At 41.3% G+C, this 18,877-nt stretch carries 17 protein-coding genes and 1 riboswitch; of the genes, 4 read left to right on the forward strand and 13 right to left on the reverse strand.

All coding sequences use genetic code 11. The features are described 5' to 3' along the window. Window positions 1-83: 83 nt before the first annotated feature. The 9 genes from FS736_RS18635 to FS736_RS18675 all read right to left on the reverse strand — a co-directional run bounded on the left by FS736_RS18635 (window position 84) and on the right by FS736_RS18675 (window position 11,327). Window positions 84-1,298 (reverse strand): metallophosphoesterase, encoded by a 1,215-nt coding sequence (locus FS736_RS18635; RefSeq protein ID WP_144480100.1) that lies wholly within the window; start codon window positions 1,296-1,298, stop codon window positions 84-86. A 328-nt stretch (window positions 1,299-1,626) separates the two neighbouring features. After that, window positions 1,627-3,264, reverse strand: coding sequence for an Ig domain protein group 2 domain protein (locus tag FS736_RS18640; RefSeq protein ID WP_260983655.1), 1,638 nt, complete (start codon window positions 3,262-3,264; stop codon window positions 1,627-1,629). A 216-nt stretch (window positions 3,265-3,480) separates the two neighbouring features. Beyond that, complete coding sequence (locus FS736_RS18645) at window positions 3,481-3,990, reverse strand: GNAT family N-acetyltransferase (protein WP_251545059.1); 510 nt, start codon at window positions 3,988-3,990, stop codon at window positions 3,481-3,483. 123 nt (window positions 3,991-4,113) lie between these two features. Next, window positions 4,114-4,368, reverse strand: a complete 255-nt coding sequence (locus tag FS736_RS18650) for a hypothetical protein (protein WP_144480102.1) — start codon at window positions 4,366-4,368, stop codon at window positions 4,114-4,116. Window positions 4,369-4,419: 51 nt separating this feature from the next. Further along, complete coding sequence (locus FS736_RS18655; RefSeq protein ID WP_144480104.1) at window positions 4,420-4,854, reverse strand: NUDIX hydrolase; 435 nt, start codon at window positions 4,852-4,854, stop codon at window positions 4,420-4,422. Window positions 4,855-5,137: 283 nt separating this feature from the next. Beyond that, the gene (locus FS736_RS18660; protein ID WP_144480106.1) at window positions 5,138-5,992 is read right to left on the reverse strand and encodes an alpha/beta fold hydrolase; all 855 of its coding nucleotides are present in this window, start codon (window positions 5,990-5,992) and stop codon (window positions 5,138-5,140) included. 1,127 nt (window positions 5,993-7,119) lie between these two features. Beyond that, a complete protein-coding gene (locus FS736_RS18665) occupies window positions 7,120-8,343 on the reverse strand; it encodes a dicarboxylate/amino acid:cation symporter (protein WP_144480108.1) in 1,224 nt (407 codons plus the stop codon). 86 nt (window positions 8,344-8,429) lie between these two features. Continuing rightward, window positions 8,430-8,566, reverse strand: a riboswitch (cyclic di-AMP (ydaO/yuaA leader). A 301-nt stretch (window positions 8,567-8,867) separates the two neighbouring features. Further along, on the reverse strand, window positions 8,868-9,677 hold the full coding sequence (locus FS736_RS18670) for a class I SAM-dependent methyltransferase (RefSeq protein ID WP_144480111.1): 810 nt from the start codon (window positions 9,675-9,677) through the stop codon (window positions 8,868-8,870). Between the two features lie 633 nt (window positions 9,678-10,310). After that, on the reverse strand, window positions 10,311-11,327 hold the full coding sequence (locus FS736_RS18675; protein WP_144480113.1) for a DUF3231 family protein: 1,017 nt from the start codon (window positions 11,325-11,327) through the stop codon (window positions 10,311-10,313). Window positions 11,328-11,516: 189 nt separating this feature from the next. On the opposite strand from FS736_RS18675, the gene FS736_RS18680 reads away from it, so the two are divergent. Further along, window positions 11,517-12,017: a ferritin gene (locus tag FS736_RS18680; RefSeq protein WP_144480115.1), complete on the forward strand. Its 501-nt coding sequence runs from the start codon at window positions 11,517-11,519 to the stop codon at window positions 12,015-12,017. Window positions 12,018-12,857: 840 nt separating this feature from the next. On the opposite strand, the gene FS736_RS18685 is transcribed toward FS736_RS18680, so the two are convergent. Together FS736_RS18685 and FS736_RS18690 are read right to left on the reverse strand one after the other, a co-directional pair. After that, window positions 12,858-14,987 (reverse strand): heavy metal translocating P-type ATPase, encoded by a 2,130-nt coding sequence (locus FS736_RS18685; protein ID WP_144480117.1) that lies wholly within the window; start codon window positions 14,985-14,987, stop codon window positions 12,858-12,860. Further along, entirely contained in the window at window positions 14,980-15,348 is a 369-nt protein-coding gene (locus FS736_RS18690) for an ArsR/SmtB family transcription factor (RefSeq protein ID WP_144480119.1), read from the reverse strand. The genes FS736_RS18685 and FS736_RS18690 overlap by 8 nt, the downstream gene beginning before the upstream one ends. Window positions 15,349-15,878: 530 nt before the next feature. On the opposite strand from FS736_RS18690, the gene FS736_RS18695 reads away from it, so the two are divergent. Then, complete coding sequence (locus FS736_RS18695; protein WP_144480121.1) at window positions 15,879-16,511, forward strand: flavodoxin family protein; 633 nt, start codon at window positions 15,879-15,881, stop codon at window positions 16,509-16,511. An 84-nt stretch (window positions 16,512-16,595) separates the two neighbouring features. On the opposite strand, the gene FS736_RS18700 is transcribed toward FS736_RS18695, so the two are convergent. Both FS736_RS18700 and FS736_RS18705 read right to left on the reverse strand, forming a co-directional pair. Beyond that, window positions 16,596-17,066: a peptide-methionine (S)-S-oxide reductase gene (locus FS736_RS18700; RefSeq protein WP_144480123.1), complete on the reverse strand. Its 471-nt coding sequence runs from the start codon at window positions 17,064-17,066 to the stop codon at window positions 16,596-16,598. 249 nt (window positions 17,067-17,315) lie between these two features. Beyond that, complete coding sequence (locus tag FS736_RS18705) at window positions 17,316-17,534, reverse strand: hypothetical protein (RefSeq protein WP_144480125.1); 219 nt, start codon at window positions 17,532-17,534, stop codon at window positions 17,316-17,318. 136 nt (window positions 17,535-17,670) lie between these two features. Between FS736_RS18705 and FS736_RS18710 the strand changes: the two genes are divergently transcribed. Continuing rightward, a complete protein-coding gene (locus FS736_RS18710) occupies window positions 17,671-18,216 on the forward strand; it encodes a GNAT family N-acetyltransferase (protein WP_260983656.1) in 546 nt (181 codons plus the stop codon). Window positions 18,217-18,338: 122 nt separating this feature from the next. Beyond that, window positions 18,339-18,794 carry a GNAT family N-acetyltransferase gene (locus tag FS736_RS18715; RefSeq protein WP_144480127.1) on the forward strand — a complete coding sequence of 152 codons (456 nt, stop codon included), beginning with the start codon at window positions 18,339-18,341 and terminating at the stop codon, window positions 18,792-18,794. Window positions 18,795-18,877: the final 83 nt, after the last annotated feature.

The following is an 18,877-nucleotide window of genomic DNA, read 5'->3' on the forward strand; positions in this document are numbered from 1 at the left end:
GCATTCTTGAATTTTTTAAAATATTTATGACGGTAAGCGACTTCGTTCTTCTAAAATTCGTCCAAATTGCTTCTCTTTAAAATCTATCTAACTACTTTTTCTTTCTTCTTGCTTTCATCAATTGGAGCAGGAGCAACGCTCTGGTCATTTGCGGTTAAATCGATGCCATAGTCCTTTGCGAAGACCATATGTGTTTCAACCAGCACGTTTTCATTATTTTCATCCAGATTGAAAACCCTTGCGCCTCTTAACCGGTTGCGGTCGGCTCCAGGCAGGCCATAGGTGCCAAAACCTGTACTGCCTCCATATCCAAGCATGACTCCATAATAGTTTCCTGAATACGTATTGATGTGGTCATGCCCGCAAAATACGCCTTTGACATCACCGCGGTCAAGAATGGCAGAGAACATGCCGCTGTTGATCGGACCGGGACATTCGTCTTCATTTCTTTCGCCAGTGATTCCATGCTTTTCCACAGCGTTCGCATGATGTGCATCCGTTCTACCATCGACGCTTGCGAACCACATAAAACGATGCTCCCAAAGTGGAATATGGATGAACATAAGGGAAGGGACTTTATGGCCGACTTGCTGTTCGAGACTCTTTGATGTTTCATAGTACCAATTCACCTGATTGAAACGCAGCCAGTCCCATGTTGGGTAGCCGCTGAAGTCCTGTCCGGCAATCGTTTTCGGCGCATACCGTCCGCTGTCAAGCAGCCAAAGATTGAAGGCAGCTTTTTTTCCGTGGGAATTCTTGATCAGGAGATTCATATTGCCTGTTCCAGTAATTCCCTTCGGACCCGGCTGATTCATATTGAATTTGTAGGACATATAAATATTGAGCATGTCATCCTCATTCAGGCCGCTTTTTGGTGTGGAATCCTCGTCGTGATTCCCATATGTAATAGCCCATTTGATTCCCCTTTTTTCCATTGGCTGGGCTACATTGTTGATGGCCTGCTTCATTTCATCAGGGGTATCACAGCCGCCTGTTATATTGTCTCCGTTCAGCACCACAAAGTCCGGCTTTTCTTCATCAAGGACTTTTCCCATTAATTCAATCGTCCTTCTATCAATATTCTCATCATCCTGCGTATCATTGAACTGGACAATCTTAAATTTACCATCAGGTTTGAATTGAAGCTTCATTTCCACATTTGCCGCCGCATATGCCTTTGGTTCAAACAAATTAGCCGGAATTCCCGTGGATGCCAGTGTCAATGCAAGAGCACCCACTCCTCCCGCCTTTAAAAAATCTCGCCTTTCAATTCCTTTACCTAATCCCTTATTCGACATAAAGATCCCTCCCCTATTCAATCTATTGATAGAATAGCAAAGAGATTTTAAAAGTCTGCTTTGTTTATGTAAAAAAACATGAAGAGAATGTAAAATGAAATTCTTCTGGAGGAACCAGCTTTTCCATGTATGCTTTCAAGGAGATTGAAGAAGCAGGTGACCATACTAACTAGAGCCAATATAGATGGACCGCTTACCGGAATCGGGAATGGAGAGTTTAAGTACATAGCCTACGGTTCATAAGGGAATCTGGTGCAGCTCGTTCAAAATGCAGGCTATACAAAAAAGGCCTGCCTCCTCAATTGGAAGGCAAGCCCGGATGCAAAACTTAATTACTGATCAAAATATCATCGAAATTGAGCCTTTTTCCGGAAGTTCCAGAAACAACGATCCTGAACCTTACAGGTGAGGTTAGGTTTAATGTAAAAGTTTTAACCGCTAATGCCGATCCGCTGGTATTCGAGCTGCCGACGTTGGTCCAAGACGTTCCTCCATTCGTCGACATTTGCAGCTGCCATGAGGCACCAGTGTCGGTTCCAAAGTTCGCGTGGGAAACTTGTACACTTTTTGCCCCGTTTACATCAAATTTCATTGTAAGGGTCCCATATGACCGGACGCGCGCAGACTGTATACCATTTTTCTTATCACTGGATAAATTGCCAAGCAACGCATTGTCAAAATACCAGGATCCACTTGATAGCGACACATTCCCTGCAGAATACGCTCCCTTTGTCCCTGACTCAAAATCCTCATCCACTGTTGCTGGTCCCACAGTGCCGCCATCATCGTAACCATATGATCCCGACTTGAAGGTTGATGGGTCATACCACTTGTAGTCCGCTGAAGGCTGTGACCAAGGCTCCGCTTCTGGTTCAGTGGAAGTCTCAGGTGTTTCCATCGCTAACAGGTCTGTTGGCTGATCAAGCTGCAATCCGCTAACCTGTGATAAAGAAGTATAATTTTCCTGCTTGGCTAGCCAGTCAATCAAATTGACAAGCAAAGTACTGTCGTTCTGCTCTTTAAATCCATCATAGGTAGTTTTCGTACCGCCCGTTTCTTCACGCAGGTATTTTGGAGTTGAATCTTCTACCGGAGAAGAATCCCCAATGAACGCAGCCTTCCCTAATCCAACCTTGGAAACCGCTGCATAAGGTCCCTCTGCCCTGCCGCCTCCATTATAGACACCCTGGTCAACAGCATGTGTCCAGGCCGCTGTAGTTTGAGGCAAGTAGACAACACCTTTTGCCTTGTTTGGGTCCATAATCGCCAAAGTTGACCCTGCATGCATCGCCACAGTCCCGACTCCGGATGTAATCCCGAACGCCTGACTCGGCGCAACAATGTCATTCGCCGTTACGTCGCCAATTGCGTTGTAGCGGAATCGCACCCCAAAGTTGTCTCCAAGCCAGTCAGAACCCGTGACTCCCTGCATGGCTGAAGATGAAGCTTCCTCTGAACCCATTCCTTTTGCCGGATCATAGTAAGCACCGCGGCGGTATCCGTTAAAAATCTCAGAAGCATCCCAGCGGTTCTTGTTTCGGTCCGCATTATAATGATCACCGATGAAAAAAATGCTTCCGCCATCTTGCACATACTGGAGCATCGCAGCCTGTTCAGACGATTTGTATGGTATATTCGCTTCGCCGATGATAAAGACATCATAGGCTTTTAAATCCTCGTACGTAATGGAAGTGTTTTTCCTCAGTTCTTTCGCATAGTATCCCTTATTCGCCAGGGCGCTGGCAAAATCAGAGAAGGCCCCATCGAGAACCCAGTCGGCAGCACCTGCCGTTTGGCCATGAGTATTGTCGAATAGCACCCTCTTGCCATTCGCAGTTCCGTAGGGCTGAAGCTCAGGCGCCTGGTCAAGCGCATTTTCCGCAGACACTTCGGGGGCGAAATGAAACAAAGTTGGAGACAGCAGCATCAAAATCAAGGCAAAAACAGAGAACTTTTGACGGAACATTTTCTCACTCCTTATTGGTGTTTTCCTCACTAACTTACCACACCAATATTGACAGAATGTTAAGAAACCATTAATTTGAAAATTTCCCAACATAGGGTACGTCACCATGCTTTCGAGGCCAGTTCAAGTAAATAATGGCTCCTTTACTTGAATAACACTTTTACAGTTCACTTATGGATAGTTTTTAGAAGTCAATCAACTTTCTGTGAAATCCTTCTAATTAATTTTTAGTTCGTATATCATTTGTTCACCTATCTTACCCATTTTTCGTCTCCCAGTATCAACGAATCCTACCTTTCCATATAGCTTTTGAGCAGGGATATTTCTGCTGTTAACTGCTAAAACAACCTCATTTGAATTTGGGTAGTTTCTGAGTACAAAATCGTTTAATAGGTTCATTCCTAACTTCGCATAACCCTTGCCTTGCTCAGAAGAGTTAATTGATAATGCTATTAAGAGCAATGCTCGTGGATTTTCAGTAAACTCCAATATTTCATCTCCTGTACGTAATACGAAGAAGCCGACTGGTTCTTCTTCGCTCAAGATTACTATCGGGTGTCTACTCTTATCAGTCTTTGCTTTTTCTAACATCTCTATAGGCAGTGCTGTAAATTGCTGTTGAGAGCCAGGTAAGAAAAATTCACTTAACGCCAACTCATACTCCGAATTATAGAATTCCAATTTAACACCATTATCTTTCATTGGTTCTTTGTTTTGTGTACCCATCAGTCCTCATCCCCAATAATACGAATATGCATTCTCATTAAGTGTTATTGCTAATTACAATCCATTCCATTATCCTGCTTCCTTAGTCCAATTCGAGAGACGTGTTATCATTTCATCCAGGTATTAATTTTTATTTGTAAGTGATTTCCGTGATCCTTTGAATTTAAAGATAATAAAAAGAGTTAGATGAATGATTAGTATTACGGGGAAATATATTGAATTTATAATTTCTAAATTCAATGCTTTTTTAGCTGCCTCCAGACTTCCGTCAAACTTTGCATACTCATCTGCTTTTATATATTCAATATGCAATATTCCGGCAACAACACAAAATCCCAAAAAACTTATCAGTAGAAATAGGTATTTGAGCTTCCTCATTATTTCCTCCCAAAAAAGGTGGTCGATCTCCTTCCTGGATCAACGCACCCATTACTTCAATAGAGATTGGGACTTGTATTCTTTCGTTATGTAGTCCATTAAAAAATCTCTATCTTCTGGAAATGATAATTCTAAAGTCTTTATTTCATCAACGTTTTTCCAAGCAATATCATAAATCAGATTATCTGGATCTTGGAAATTTCTTTTTCCACCGACTGTCTTTACTAAAAAATAATGGACTTCAAATGAAGTATTAAGGTGTTCATAAATTCCTCTTTTAACCTTTATTTCTTCAACTATTTCGGCAATATAACCTGTTTCTTCCTCAATTTCTCTAACACAACATTCTTGGAATGTTTCGTTATGTTCCTTTCCACCCGATGGAATAGACCACGTTTTTTTCTCTTCTGGTTTTCCTTGCAAAACCATTAACAAATCACCATTTTCATTAATACATACACCTGAAGAACCAAACCATTTTTGCACTTTATAGTACCTCTTTATTTAATATGAAAACCAATAGAGCGGCTGATCCGACTATCGAAGGTTTGTTTTTCTTACCTATTCCATAGATTATACCTATAATTGCAGCTATTGTAAGAGTGAGAACAAGGACCATTCCAAACACTCCTTTTTTATACAATTATTGCCAAACACTGATGGATGCTTACCTTCTATTGAATCCAAGTTTTAACCTTCTTCGCTGTATTCTAACATTTAGTTTCTATATATAAATTGTCCTTCTATTGAACTTTGCTGCGTAAATAGTTCAATAAAAAACAGTTTCTGTTAAGAAAGTTGAAATGACTTGTTTAAACAACAACTTTTCTTCTAGGAAAGGGTAATGATTGCTCTCATTAAAAACAATTAGTTGTGATCCTGGGATTAACTCGCTCATTTCTACGGAGAAAGAATACGGGCATTGTACATCATGTCGGCCACTCAAAATTAAGGTATGAGTTGAGATCTTTTCTAACTCACGGGTTACATCAAAGATCATTTCTTCTCTAATAAAAAAATTCATTCTAGGAGCAGACATCTTTTTATATATGCCTAAAGTAAAATATTCATCATACTTATCCGGATGAAATAAAGACAGTTTAGTTCTCTCTTTTGAGAAACGCTCTCTTTCACTAGGTGTTAATTCAGTGCTTTTTAAAGTCTCTATAAGCTGCTGCATTCGGTGGAACTGTGGGTGGTCAGTATGATAGATACATTCAGAGGATGAATTAGCATATTTTCTTGCGGCTGCTCCGACAATTATTAGTGAAGTGAGTGACTTAGAACAATGAATACCGTAAATGACCCCTATCATACCTCCTGTCGAGTGACCGGCAAAGCTCCACTGGGAATAACCCAGGGCCTCCCGGATTGCTTCAAGATCGTAAACAGCATCAAACATACTCAACTCATGAGCCTCATTTGCCTTACTGGAATTTCCGGTTTGTTTTAAATTCACGAGATAGACCATATTATTCTCTGTAAAAGTATCTGCGAAGTAATCACCTGTATGGTTAAACTCTGAATAATGATGAGTAACGCAAATCGGACTGCCCTCTCCTTTAACAAAAACCTCAAAGTATCCACGTGCGGTATTAATTATTCTCGTTTCCCAATAGGACATTATTGAATCTCCTTACTTTCCTAGTTATCTTTACATTGATCGTCCTGGAACAAACATTTCATTGCTTTTAAATACTTTCTATAAAACATTCAATAATCCCTCTTAGTATCCAACTATATGGAAGAGATTTGTTTGTTAAATCACTATATCAATGATTCTAAATTACTGGTTGAGGATGTTAATCAAGCGTCATTATTTTGACAGGTTCGGCGGTTGAAGCCGATAAGCTGTCAAGAAAGCATCGGTATTTTGACAGGTCCGAGGGTTGAAGCCGAAAAGTTGTCAAGATAGCATCGTTTTTTGGACAGGTCCGAGGACAGAAGCCGATAAGCTGTCAAGAAAGCATCGTTTTTTGGACAGGTCCGAGGGCAGAAGCCGAAAAGTTGTCAAGATAGCATCGTTTTTTTGACAGGTTCGGGGGTTGAAGCCGATAAGCTGTCAAGAAAGCATCGTTTTTTTGACAGGTTCTGGAGTTGAAGCCGATAAGCTGTCAAGAAAGCATCGTTTTTTAGACAGGTCCGAGGGCAGAAGCCGAAAAGTTGTCAAGAATACATCGTTATTTTGACAGGTTCGGGGGTTGAAGCCGAAAAGTTGTCAAGATAGCATTGTTATTTTGACAGGTTCGGGGGTTGAAGCCGAAAAGTTGTCAAGAATACATCGTTATTTTGACAGGTTCTGGGGCAGAAGCTGATAAGCTGTCAAGATAGCATCGGTATTTTGACAGGTTCGGGGGTTGAAGCCGAAAAGTTGTCAAGAATACATAGTTATTTTGACAGGTTCTGGGGCAGAAGCTGATAAGCTGTCAAGAAAGCATCATTTTTTTGACAGGTTCAGGGGTTGAAGCCGATAAGTTGTCAAGAAAGCATCGGTATTTTGACAGGTTCGGGGGTTGAAGCCAAAAAGCTATCAATCATCCAGGATGATGCGGGTAGTTAGTGGCTAGTTCTTGACTCAAAACATCGTTCAGAAACCATGTTGCCATATCTGCTGCTATTTCCCACGCTAAAACCTAGCAAGCCTTTTCCTTATAATAAAAAAACAAGCGAATTATGAGAAATTCGCTTGCAAATAAATCCGTATCCTAAGTTTTGAACCGGGCCACTAACAATCTTCACCGGCTCCTTTTTTTACGCTTTTGTAGTTTCTCTTTTTCCTTCCGTCTCTGCTACAATCACGGCACAGGCAGCATCACCTGTGATGTTTACAGCCGTGCGAGTCATGTCTAGCAAACGGTCAATTCCGATAATCAGGGCGATCCCTTCCACTGGCAGGTTAACGGATTGGAGGACCATCGCCAGCATGATCAGCCCCACTCCCGGAACACCCGCGGTTCCTATGCTGGCCAGAACAGCTGTCAGGACAACCGTGATCAGTTGGGTGAAGGTCAGATCCACGTTGAATACCTGTGCGATAAAAATTGTCGCTACCCCTTGCATGATGGCGGTACCATCCATGTTGATTGTCGCACCGAGCGGTTGAACGAAACTGCTGATTGACTCAGGGACTTTTAGATTTTTCTGTGCGGTGCTCATGGAAATCGGCAGGGTAGCATTGCTGCTCGAAGTACTGAAAGCAACGCCCATCGCTGGGGCAAACCCTTTAAAGAACCAAATCGGACTTTTCTTTGCCAACAGTGCCACCGAAGATCCGTAAACGAAAATGGAATGAATCAGAAGTGCCAGCAGGACAACAGACATGTAAAGGCCCATGGCTTTGATGGCATCGAGTCCCTGGCTGCCCACTGCTGAAACAATCAGCCCGAATGTACCATATGGTGCAAACTTCATCACCAGGTTGACTAAGTACATTAACAGGTCATTCCCCTGTTCAACGAGGTTCAGTATCCCTTTCGTTTTGTTGCCAAGCATGGTCAGGGCGAAGCCGACAAAGACGGAGAAGGTGATGATTTGGAGCATGTTTCCTTCTGCAAAGGCTTGGATAGGATTTTTAGGGATAATATTTAACAGCGTATCAGAAACCGGCGGAGCTTCTTTTGACTGGAACTCCGCATTGGCGGTGTCAAAAGTACCGACATTACCAGGCTGGAAAACATAGCTCAGAGAGATGCCGATGATGAGAGCCATAGTCGTAGTCATAAGGAAATAGGAAATGGTTTTAAGGCCGATCCTGCCAAGCTTCTTCGGATCGCCAAGTCCCGCGGTTCCAAGTGTAATCGAAAAGAAGACAATTGGCACTACGAGCATATTGATAAGGTTTAAAAAGATTTTCCCCAGCGGTGTGAACACAAACTGATCGAGCTGCGGAAAAATGCCGGGTGCAAACAGATTGATCAGCAGCCCAGTGATTCCGCCGGCTATAAGGGCTATGATAATTTTGGTAGACAGTTTCATAAAGGTAACCTCCAAGTTGTGAATATTTTCCTGAAAAAGGCAATAAAAATACACAGAGGCAAAAACCACTGTGCATGAATGCAGTGTTTTCCTCTCAACACGCCTACGAGGTTAGCTGTCGGGTTCGGGTTTTGAGAGTACCCTACCTGTTAAGGATTCACCCCAATTACTAAAAAAAGTAACAATTGGTTCCCCCGCTCAAAGGATTAAGCGATTATGTATTATTTTTTTAATATAATATCAGGTTTATCCGATTTTGGGAACAAAAAAAATTTTCCTGATTCATCCCGTTGGCAATCTTCCCCCCTTGGAACCGACTAAATAACTAATTGATCCTATGGCCTTTTAACTAATTTTATTGTTTGCAATTTTGACCAAAATCCCTATAAAACCTAAATCTAAAACGTATGACGAAATCTGATAGTCACGATATATCAGTTTTTTTCACAACAAAAATGCCGGGTGAATTCCCTCCGTTTACAACTCCATTGTAATTATCTTCTTTTCCCCATTTTTCTAAAATGTTACTTCTTCCTGCCAATATAAAGTAAGTGTGTTGAAACCCCAAGAATACTAGGGTCAGTAGCTTTTTCTTTTATTAAATCAATAATTTTTCTTACTTCTTGATCACCTTTATCTCTCCAATAACTCCAACTATCATTGTTAAGTATCGCTCCTGGATTCGAACCTATTAAATCCAATGTTTCAAATCCTTGTGATTCCATAAAAGGATTGATGTCTGCAATATTAAAATAATACGCCCCTGTAAAACGTCCCTCATCAGCGTGGTTAAAGCAACCTGTTTGAGAAAACCGATTAATGGTATCCATATTATCATTCGGCTTCCAATTCATCGGATTTATCAGCGATGTAAGTATGTGCCTAATTCTGGGCATAAAAGCAACGAAAACTAGTCCGCCCTTTTTGGTTACTCTATTTAACTCTTCGACAGCCTGGATACGTTCATCTTCTTTTTGTAAATGATACATAGGACCAAGCATTAACGATGCGTCGAATTGTTCATCTTTAATCATATTAAGCTCTCTGGCATCCGCTGCATAAAACCCTTCGAATTGCCCTTCTAATTTCAATTCCTTAGCTTTATCTTTTGCGATTTCAACTAATCGTGGGGTTAAATCCGTGAGTGTTACCTTATAACCTTCTTTTGCAAGTTCCATTGAATACTTGCCGGGTCCAGCACCATTATCAAGCACGTAACCATTTTGGGGCATATATTTTTTTATAAAATGCCAATTCACTTGGAATTCAATTGGTTCACGCTCTAATCTTCCCCACTCATCAAATTGATTGTAATAGTTAATGATTTTATTCATTATTTCACCCATATTCCACTTTTTATCTAATGAAAAGCCTTCATATCCTTTTAAGCTAAACTCCCTCGTTATTCAATAAGACCTTCATAAGAGTGCTTTAATCCTTCTTGCAAGTTTATTTTCCTTTAAAATCCTGCAGATCTTTTAAAAGACCGGAAATACATCCATGATTAACCGAGCGTCACAAATAAGGGAGATAATAAACTCAATATAACGAAATGCTTAATCGTAATCATCCATCCAATACAACACATCTGGTACTGGGGTAAATTATATCTCCATAGAAAAGTGTTCTTTGTCTATCCATCGTTATAATTCATCTTTTCATAAACTTTACTAAACTGTATTATTCTTCCTGATAAAGAATAATCCTTCTATAAATTAACCTACTTCCTTAATTTAATAAAAGAATTCAATAAAAAGCGGCCGCTCAGGCTACAGGTTTCCCACCTGAAACGCACTAAGAGAGACCGAGAATACCCTGTCATAATAAGACTTTTTCAGCATTCCTTTCGTCATCACTCCTTGCATTTTGCTGGCTGCAAAGTTTTTATTAACTGCTTTACATGTGTCTTCCACGTTGAATCTGAAAAAGGGAGGAGCCTATGATCAGGCGCTTCCCTGTGAACATTCCTACTCTTCCCCTTTAATGAGCTTTTCCCGATCCACAAACATCGGAGGCTGCTCGAGCCAGCCTCTTTCAATAATCATCTGGGCTCCATCTTCGGAATAGGCTAAAGCTCTTAAAATAAAACCGCTGTACATGGCTCCTACATCTCTTCTCATACTCAGGGACAAAGCCATTCCATAAGCAGCTATGCCCAATTGGGAAAGGATGCCTACCACAAAGAGCATCAGCCGGTCAGAATATGGCGCATCAGTTGAATCACTGACGATAGCATCCCAGGTCATCGAGTTGGGGACATTGCTTTCCATCAAAACATGATGGCTCTCCCTCAAGATTTTGTCGCAAAATTGGACACCTGAATAAAAATAAGATTTCAGATCACGATCCTGGGTTACCTGGGCAAAGCCTAATAGTGTGGATTTCCCCAGCTCATTATGAAGCGAGGTCAAATAGAGATGATTTACCTCATTCCCCAGAAGCGGCCGCTTTTTCCCGAACCAGCCTGTCAGGAAGTTTTGCTTTTCCACGAAGTCCACCTTCTTGGGATAGTTCATGTATGGCGGCCGGATGTAAACCCCTTTCTTCTTCATCAGTGTGGTAATCTCACGGTAAAGCTCCGTTGCCTGTTTGTGGAATTTTTCAAAAAGAGCACGGATATCATCCCTGGATGAAGTCGCAATGGCACTGGAATGGCTCGTCAAGCCAAACTTGCTCATATGCTGCATGTACTCCATGTAAAAAATATCAGAAAAGAGCCGTGGAGCAGACAGATTCACATGCTTTTCAACCGGGAATCCTTCTGGCCTGGCGATGCCCTCCTGCTTATAAATTTCACTAATGTCTTCCAAATGAGAGTCCGCCACTTCGATCGTGAATTCAAGAAGTGGTTTTACTTCCGGATCATCAACCATTTGAAGGAAATGAGTCAGTATACATTTAACAACACTGTCGTTAATATATGTATCCCATAAATTCGAAATCTCCGCACAGGTTAAATGAGCCTTTTGATTTGATGCTTCCATACATACCCCTCCAGAAAAACAACAAGATGTTATTATAGTTTTTCCTGTTCCATCCAAATAATGTATTTGAATTCTTAAGACCTCCTTGAAAAAAAGAGCCCGAATAAAAACATATAAAACAAGTTTCACAAATGCCCATTTCCTATAAACTAAACTGTAGATTTTATTGAAATCGGGGAGTGAAAAAAAATGAATGAGGAACTTCAAAGCTTGTTTAATGATTTAATTCAACTGGAGCATGTTTCTTCAACCTTATATCTCGCGATGTCCGCTGCTATGGCCAGACAGAATTATACAGGGATTGCTCATTGGTTAAGGCTGCAATCAGAAGAAGAGAGAACCCATATGCTGACCTTAGTTGATTTTGTCCTGGACCGGGATGGTACAGTCCAAATCAACAGCATTCCTGCCCAGCCAACCGACTTCGGAACTCCGCTTGAGACATTTCAAAAGGTATTGAGCCATGAACAATATGTCACCAATACTTACCGCCAGGCCTATAACTATGTGAATCCAATCGACCCTCAGGCTGCTTTGATCGTCCAGGACCTTTTAAGGGAACAAATAGATGAAGAAGCACAAGCCAAAACCATCATTGATCGCCTTAAACTTGCGGGAAATAACCCTTCCGCTCTTTTACTGATTGATCAAGAATTAGGGGCCAGAGCGGCTGCCCCGGCAGCAGGCTAAATTTTAGTATAGTTACATTCAGCTGGCTGATAACTATCTCAATTTCACGTTAAAAGGCAAAGGGGCATCCCCTTTGCCTTTTTGGATTTTAAACGGAAGGATACAAGGGGAGCTTTCCAAAGCCCCTCACTGCCCTTTGTTTTTAATCGCCGTTCTGTCCTCCATCTGCGGTGGCTCCTCAAACCAGCCGGTCTTAATTCAAAATCCCAATACCTTCCATATCATAGAAGTAGACACCTTTAGCGAACACGATGGATTTCATGGCAAGTTCATTTCTTAAGCTAGAAAATGCCCCGCTCACTGCCCTTAAGAAAATCCAAAACCATTAAGGTGTAAATGCAGGAAATGGCAAGGAGTTAGAATCGGGCACCAAGGGATCTGCTCTGTATTTTTCCAAAGCATGATATCTCTACTGAAAAACACAGCCAATCAATCCTCCAATTTTAATCAAACGTTTGATTAAATAAACTAAACCCTTATTAAACGGGCTTCCTAACAAAAAAATCACACTGAGCCCAACTCATAACCCATAAGGTTAATCTCTCTTCTGCTTTGAACTTACAGTCTTCTTAAACAGTGCAACAGTCACTAATCCATTTTGACTACATATGAAATTATCTCTTTTACTGTCTTTTTCCCTGTACTTACAAAAGTGTACACGTTACAAAAAGAGGAAATATCCTCAAATTTCACAGTACACAGATGCCGTTTTACCAGGTGCAATGATATTTAATATTTTGTTTCAGAATTTCTCAAAGAAAATCTAATGCTCAACAGAAACTATTTCGAATCAGCATTTTTCAGCATAAAAGAAGCTCCCCATTCCTGGGAAGCTGTTGTTTATTTGTCTTTAACTCCGAGAAGTCTTAGGCTGTTCAAGGTAACAAGTAAAGTTGCGCCCATATCAGCGAATATTGCAATCCAAAGGGTGAGCCACCCTGGAATCACGAGCAATAACGCGATAAGCTTTAAGCCTAAAGCGAAGGTTATATTTTGTTTAATGATCGTTAAAGCTTTTCTGCTTAGTTTTACCGTAAAGGGAAGCTTTCCTAAGTCATCGGCCATCAGGGCAATATCAGCGGTTTCTAATGCTGTGTCTGTCCCCGCACCTCCCATTGCCACCCCAACAGTTGAGGCTGCAAGAGCAGGAGCATCGTTCACTCCATCACCGACCATGGATACGCGGTTAAATTCATTTCTGAGGTCTTTGATGTAGTTAAGCTTATCCTGCGGTAAAAGCTCTGCTTTAATATCCGAAACGCCTACTTGCTGTCCAATGGCATTCGCAGTCCTTGAGTTATCTCCTGTTAACATGATTGTTTTCTCGATACCTAAGGAGTGAAGTTTTTGTATCACTTTTTGACTATTTTCCCTCACTTCATCTGCAACCGCGATCAATGCGGTAATTTTCGTTGACGTTCCAGCAACCATCACAGTCTTACCCTGATTTTGCAGGGCTTCCACTTTCTTCTTTAGTTCGGAGCTAATCCCCCCAGCAAGGATTTCGTCGAACAAATTCGGGCTGCCGACAAAATAGGTCTCACCGTTGATATTTCCTTTTATTCCTTTACCCGTTATGGAGGAGAAGTCATGAATATCAACACTTTGATAATCCAGGCTTTCCTCCTCTGCCTTTTTCATGATCGCCGAAGCCAACGGGTGTTGTGATCCATTTTCCAGTGCAGCAATGATTTTTAATTGTTCGTTTGAGGCTCCATCTTGCGGAAGGTAATCGGTGACGACAGGAACCCCTTTTGTCAATGTTCCTGTCTTATCGAAAGCAATGGCTTTTATCGATCCCAATTCTTCCAGATGAATTCCACCCTTAATTAATACGCCGTTACGAGCTGCATTTCCGATTGCAGTAACAATTGAAACAGGAGTAGAAACTACAAGGGCGCAAGGGCAACCGACCACCAGTACAGCCAACCCTTGATAAATCCAGGTGCTCCAATCAGCTCCGAAAAGCGGGGGAAGTACGGCAACTCCAAGGGCGATTAACATAATGACAGGCGTATAGTACTTTGCAAAGCGGTCAACAAACGCCTGTGAAGGTGCTCGCTCACCTTGAGCTTCTTCAACCAGATGAATAATTTTCGCAATGGTCGTGTCGTCTACATGCTTGGTTACTTTAACCTCTAGCAGTCCTTCTTCATTAAGAGTTCCGGCAAAAACTTCATCATCGATTTTTTTAGCCACTGGTACGGACTCTCCAGTGATCGCTGCCTGGTTAACAGCAGAAGTTCCCTTTAAAACGATGCCATCCATCGCAATTTTTTGCCCGGGTTTAACAATCATGATGTCTCCAATTTGAATTTCATCGACCTGGATCATCAGTTCCTGACTGCCTCTTCTGATCAGGGCTTCCCTTGGTGCAATGTCCATTAATGACCGAATGGATTGACGGGCTTTATCCATCGAGTAGGTTTCAAGGGCTTCACTGATGGCAAACAGGATGACAACCGTAGCACCTTCTCCCCATTCACCAATGACTGCTGCACCAATGACGGCAATGGTCATTAAGGTTTTCATATCAAAATTTAATCGAAACAGGTTTTTCAATCCTGTGTTAAACAGACGATAGCCACCTATTAAGATAGAGGCTGCGTATGCAATAATGGACGCAATATTCTCTTCACCGTTCAATTGTCCGGAAATCCATCCCATCAGCAAGAAAACAAATGAGGTGATGACTGTAGCATGCTTTTTCAAAAATGGCTCTTTCTTTTCTTCAAATCGTTCCTTCTCCGGTATGACTTTAAGATTCTCGAAAGCCCCGGCCTTTTCAAGTTGTTCAATGGAAGCATTCCCGTATAAAACAAGTTTGGAAGCGCCAAAGTTAACACTTGCATCTGAAACACCCTCCAGGTGTTTTACGTTCTTTTCGAACGTAGTAGCACAGCCTGCTCAGGAGAATCCCTGTACACGGTATACATGTTTTTCGGCTGATTGCTCAATCGCTTTATCCATGCACTTTCCCCTCCTTTTCATGAGTGAAGGCTAGTTGAATCAGTTGTTTGACATGTTCATCATCCAGCGAGTAAAACACAAGCTTTCCATCTTTACGATGTTTTGCCAGCCCCATGTTGCGGAGCAGGCGTAAATGATGAGAAGCAGTTGCTGTTGTACACTCTACAATATTGGCGACGTCACACACACAAAGCTCATCTTCTTCACTTAATGCAAAAGCTATTTTTAGTCTTGTATCGTCTGCCAATGCCTTGAACATTTTAGAAACAGAAACTGTATTATGTTTAGATAAAGATTCCTTTACCCTGTTCACTTTTGGTCCATCAAAACATGTTATTTCACACACATCATCATGTTTCAAACGATTCTCACCTCTCATTCAAACATTCATTTGAGTATCAGTATATGCAATGGATTTCAAATAGTCAAACGATTATTAGAATATTATAAGATCTGATCCGGTTGGATATGGTCAGATTTTAAGGGACTGCATTTTACGGGTCGATTCTAGAAGGATGTAAAGAAGTACAGGCTAGTTAAACAATTAACAATAAAAAAAGAATGGAAGCCCATTCTTTTCTGTGTACCAATTATTCTCTGTTTTTTAAAGTTTTCATACCTTTTTGGGGCTGGTCCAGAGCCTTCGCATCATGTTGTATAGCAACCAGGTAAACCATATTGTGCACAGCCAATTTCTTTAGCTACAAAAATCTTAATATATTCTTCCACTTACCAGTCAAAAAATAAGCCTGTATTTGAGCTTGTTATTTAACTGCCCTTCCATTCCCTTTTCAACTGCCTATTATGCCGCGTACAAAACCGGATTCCTGGTTTTTTTAAAAAACCTCAGGGTAAAGAAATACTAATACCATGACATAAGGAGATGTAGCAATGAGCATTAAAGCGCTAGTTTTGAATTGCAGTTTGAAAGACAGCACGCAGCAATCCAATACCCGTGCGCTGATTGACGAGATTGTAAAGATTTTTGATGAAAACGGAGTGGAGACGGAAGTACTCAGGATGGCTGACTACCATATCGGCTTTGGGATTACCCATGAGGCAGTTAATGAAAAGGATCACTGGCCAGAAATCTTTGAAAAAGTGAAGCAGGCGGATATCCTTTTGCTTGGCTCGCCGGTTTGGCTTGGCGAACAGAGCAGTCTGGCCACTTTAGTGGTGGAAAGATTGTATGGCGGAAGCAGCCTTACGAACGAAAAAGGCCAGTATATCTACTATAACAAGGTAGGCGGAGTGGCAGTGACCGGGAATGAAGACGGGGCGAAAAATGTCTCTAGCTACCTAATTTACGCCTTGTCCCATATTGGGTTTACAATACCTCCAAATGTCGATACCTATTGGGTAGGTGAAGCGGGCCCTGGCCCTTCCTTTATCGAGGCAAACGGGAGAGAGAACGAATTTACGATGCAACACGTAAAAACCACTGCCTACAATTTACTGCATTTTGCCCGGCTGCTGAAGGAACATCCGATTCCGGCAGAAGGAAATGTGAGTGACAGCCAATAATAAGATGTCTAGAAACAATGGAGTGAAAAATCAACTAGCATGCTAAATTAGCAATCCAATTCAAACAGAACTGGATTGCTTTTTTTATAAGTATTTACTTAATAATTCATCTGGAATATGACAATAATCATTTGGACATTTAGCTAAGCGATCTTGGTGCTCTTCCGCACTTCTTACATAATTTGTAAGAGGTAAAACTTCCACAACGATAAGGTCATAATCATCTCTCTCATTAAGGAACGCCTTCACTTCGGTTAAGTGTTCAGGCTTTTCACTATACACTCCAGTTCTGTATTTCTCCCCAACATCCTGTCCTTGTTTATTCAAACTATAGGGATCAATAATTTCAAAAAAATACCCCATCAATTCCCGGACCGTTACAATCTTTGGATCAAATCCAGTTTTCACACATTCGGCGTAGCCATCATAATCACCATCAAGTGTTTGACTGGTCCCATTCGCTCTTCCCGCTTCTGTAAACTTGACTCCAGGCAAAGTTTTTATAAAAGCCTGTACCCCCCATAAACAACCACCAGCAAAATAGATTATTTCCATATTGACTCTCCTCTTTGTTTAAAAGTGAAATAGGGTCTTAATTTACCGAAAGGTCCTTAAAGAACATTTATATAATAGAATGATAGGAAAATAGCAAAAGTAAGCATCCCTATAAATAAACATAAGAAAATTATAAATAACCGATCAACACTTTTCAAAAATCCCCCACACTGAATATTCCCTTCTCCTTGTACAAAACAAGATGGAGCCGTCCCCAGCAACAAAAATAAAAAGCATCCCGAAGGATACTCAAACATAGATTTTAAGCGGTTCAACGCTGATTTTCAGGATAACGGTTGATGGGTCATGGACCATATTGATTTTCTCTACCATATATTCTTTCTTGTTGATTGTTACCGTATTACTCGCCCTCAATGCTGCAATATAGTGCTCCCAATGTTTTACATTGGCACTTAAAAGACATTTTTCTTTCAGATAATAATCCACCCTGTTAGGTATGCGGTTCAACTCTACACCCCCTTTTGATAGAGTCTATGAACAATGGTACCTAATCATGACAAGCTGTTAACCTTAGTTTTTCGATATCGAGAATGGTGGGATTACGATATAATCAGATTAAAAACCTTGTAAGAAAGGGCGTTGAATGATGGCAATTCGTTACGAGTTAATCCCTGATGAGCAGATGGATACTGTGAAACATCTTTGCAATGAGCTGATGGCCTACCAAAAGTCACTAGCCACTATACGTCCCGAGCTCTTTGATGGCATGAACTTTGAAACCAGAATGATCCCTTCGGTTAAAAACGCGAAGGCGAATCAAATCATTGCTGCGATGGACGGTGATGAGCTGGTCGGATACGTGTACAGCAATGTTTCCCCAAAAGAAGTTTATTCGAATGATTTCGCTGTTTTTTTCGATATGGATTCGGTAAAAAGAAGTGATGTCGGCTGCCTTTCGCAATTTTATATCAAAGATGGATATCGCAGCATGGGAATCGGATCTGTTCTCTTTGAAAAATCAAAGAGCTGGCTCGATTCATATGACGGCATCGACGACCAGTTCATCTATGTATCCAATGGGAATGATGCGGCTTTGCATTTTTACATAAGTAAAGGCTTTAAAATAAGCCATCAAATTCTGGATGGATTCATTACCGTTCTCAGGAATACAAAAAGTGATTCCAAATAGAGGACGTTCCATTCGCATTTTTTCTTCTTCCAATGATATTAATCATGATGCATTCGATTTCCCGGATCCGGAAAAACAACGTGAAATTGAACTACTTTTTTAAAATAATCTGGAGGTTCGAAATGGAAATTAAAGCGGATGATCTAACAAGTCCTAAGGTGACAGCATTAATCGGGGAGCACTTGCATGGAATGACACTTCACTCCCCGCCGGAGAGCATACACGCCCTCGGACTTGAGGCGTTGAAAAAACCTGAAATTACATTCTGGACAGTCTGGGATGGAGACCAGTTGATGGGCTGCGGTGCATTGAAGGAGCTCGATCGCGAGCATGGTGAAGTGAAATCGATGAGAACCGCAGCTGCCCATCTTCGTAAAGGTGTCGCGCAGGCCATGCTTCAGCACATCATTTCAGAAGCCAAAGGCCGCGGCTATAAAAAACTGAGCCTGGAAACAGGTTCAATGGAAGCGTTCATACCAGCAAGGAAACTTTATGAAAAATACGGCTTTGATTATTGCCCGCCTTTTGCAGATTATACCGAGGACCCGAATAGCTTATTTATGAAGAAAGAATTGTAAAGTAACGCCGCTGGAGAAACAGGCGACCTGGTTTTGCGGCAGTTAAAGAGCCATAAAACCGGGCCGTTGTTATACTGATTGAT

Origin of the sequence: Cytobacillus oceanisediminis 2691 (assembly GCF_007678455.1) — a bacterium.
Taxonomy (GTDB): Bacteria; Bacillota; Bacilli; order Bacillales; family Cytobacillaceae; genus Mesobacillus; species Mesobacillus oceanisediminis_A.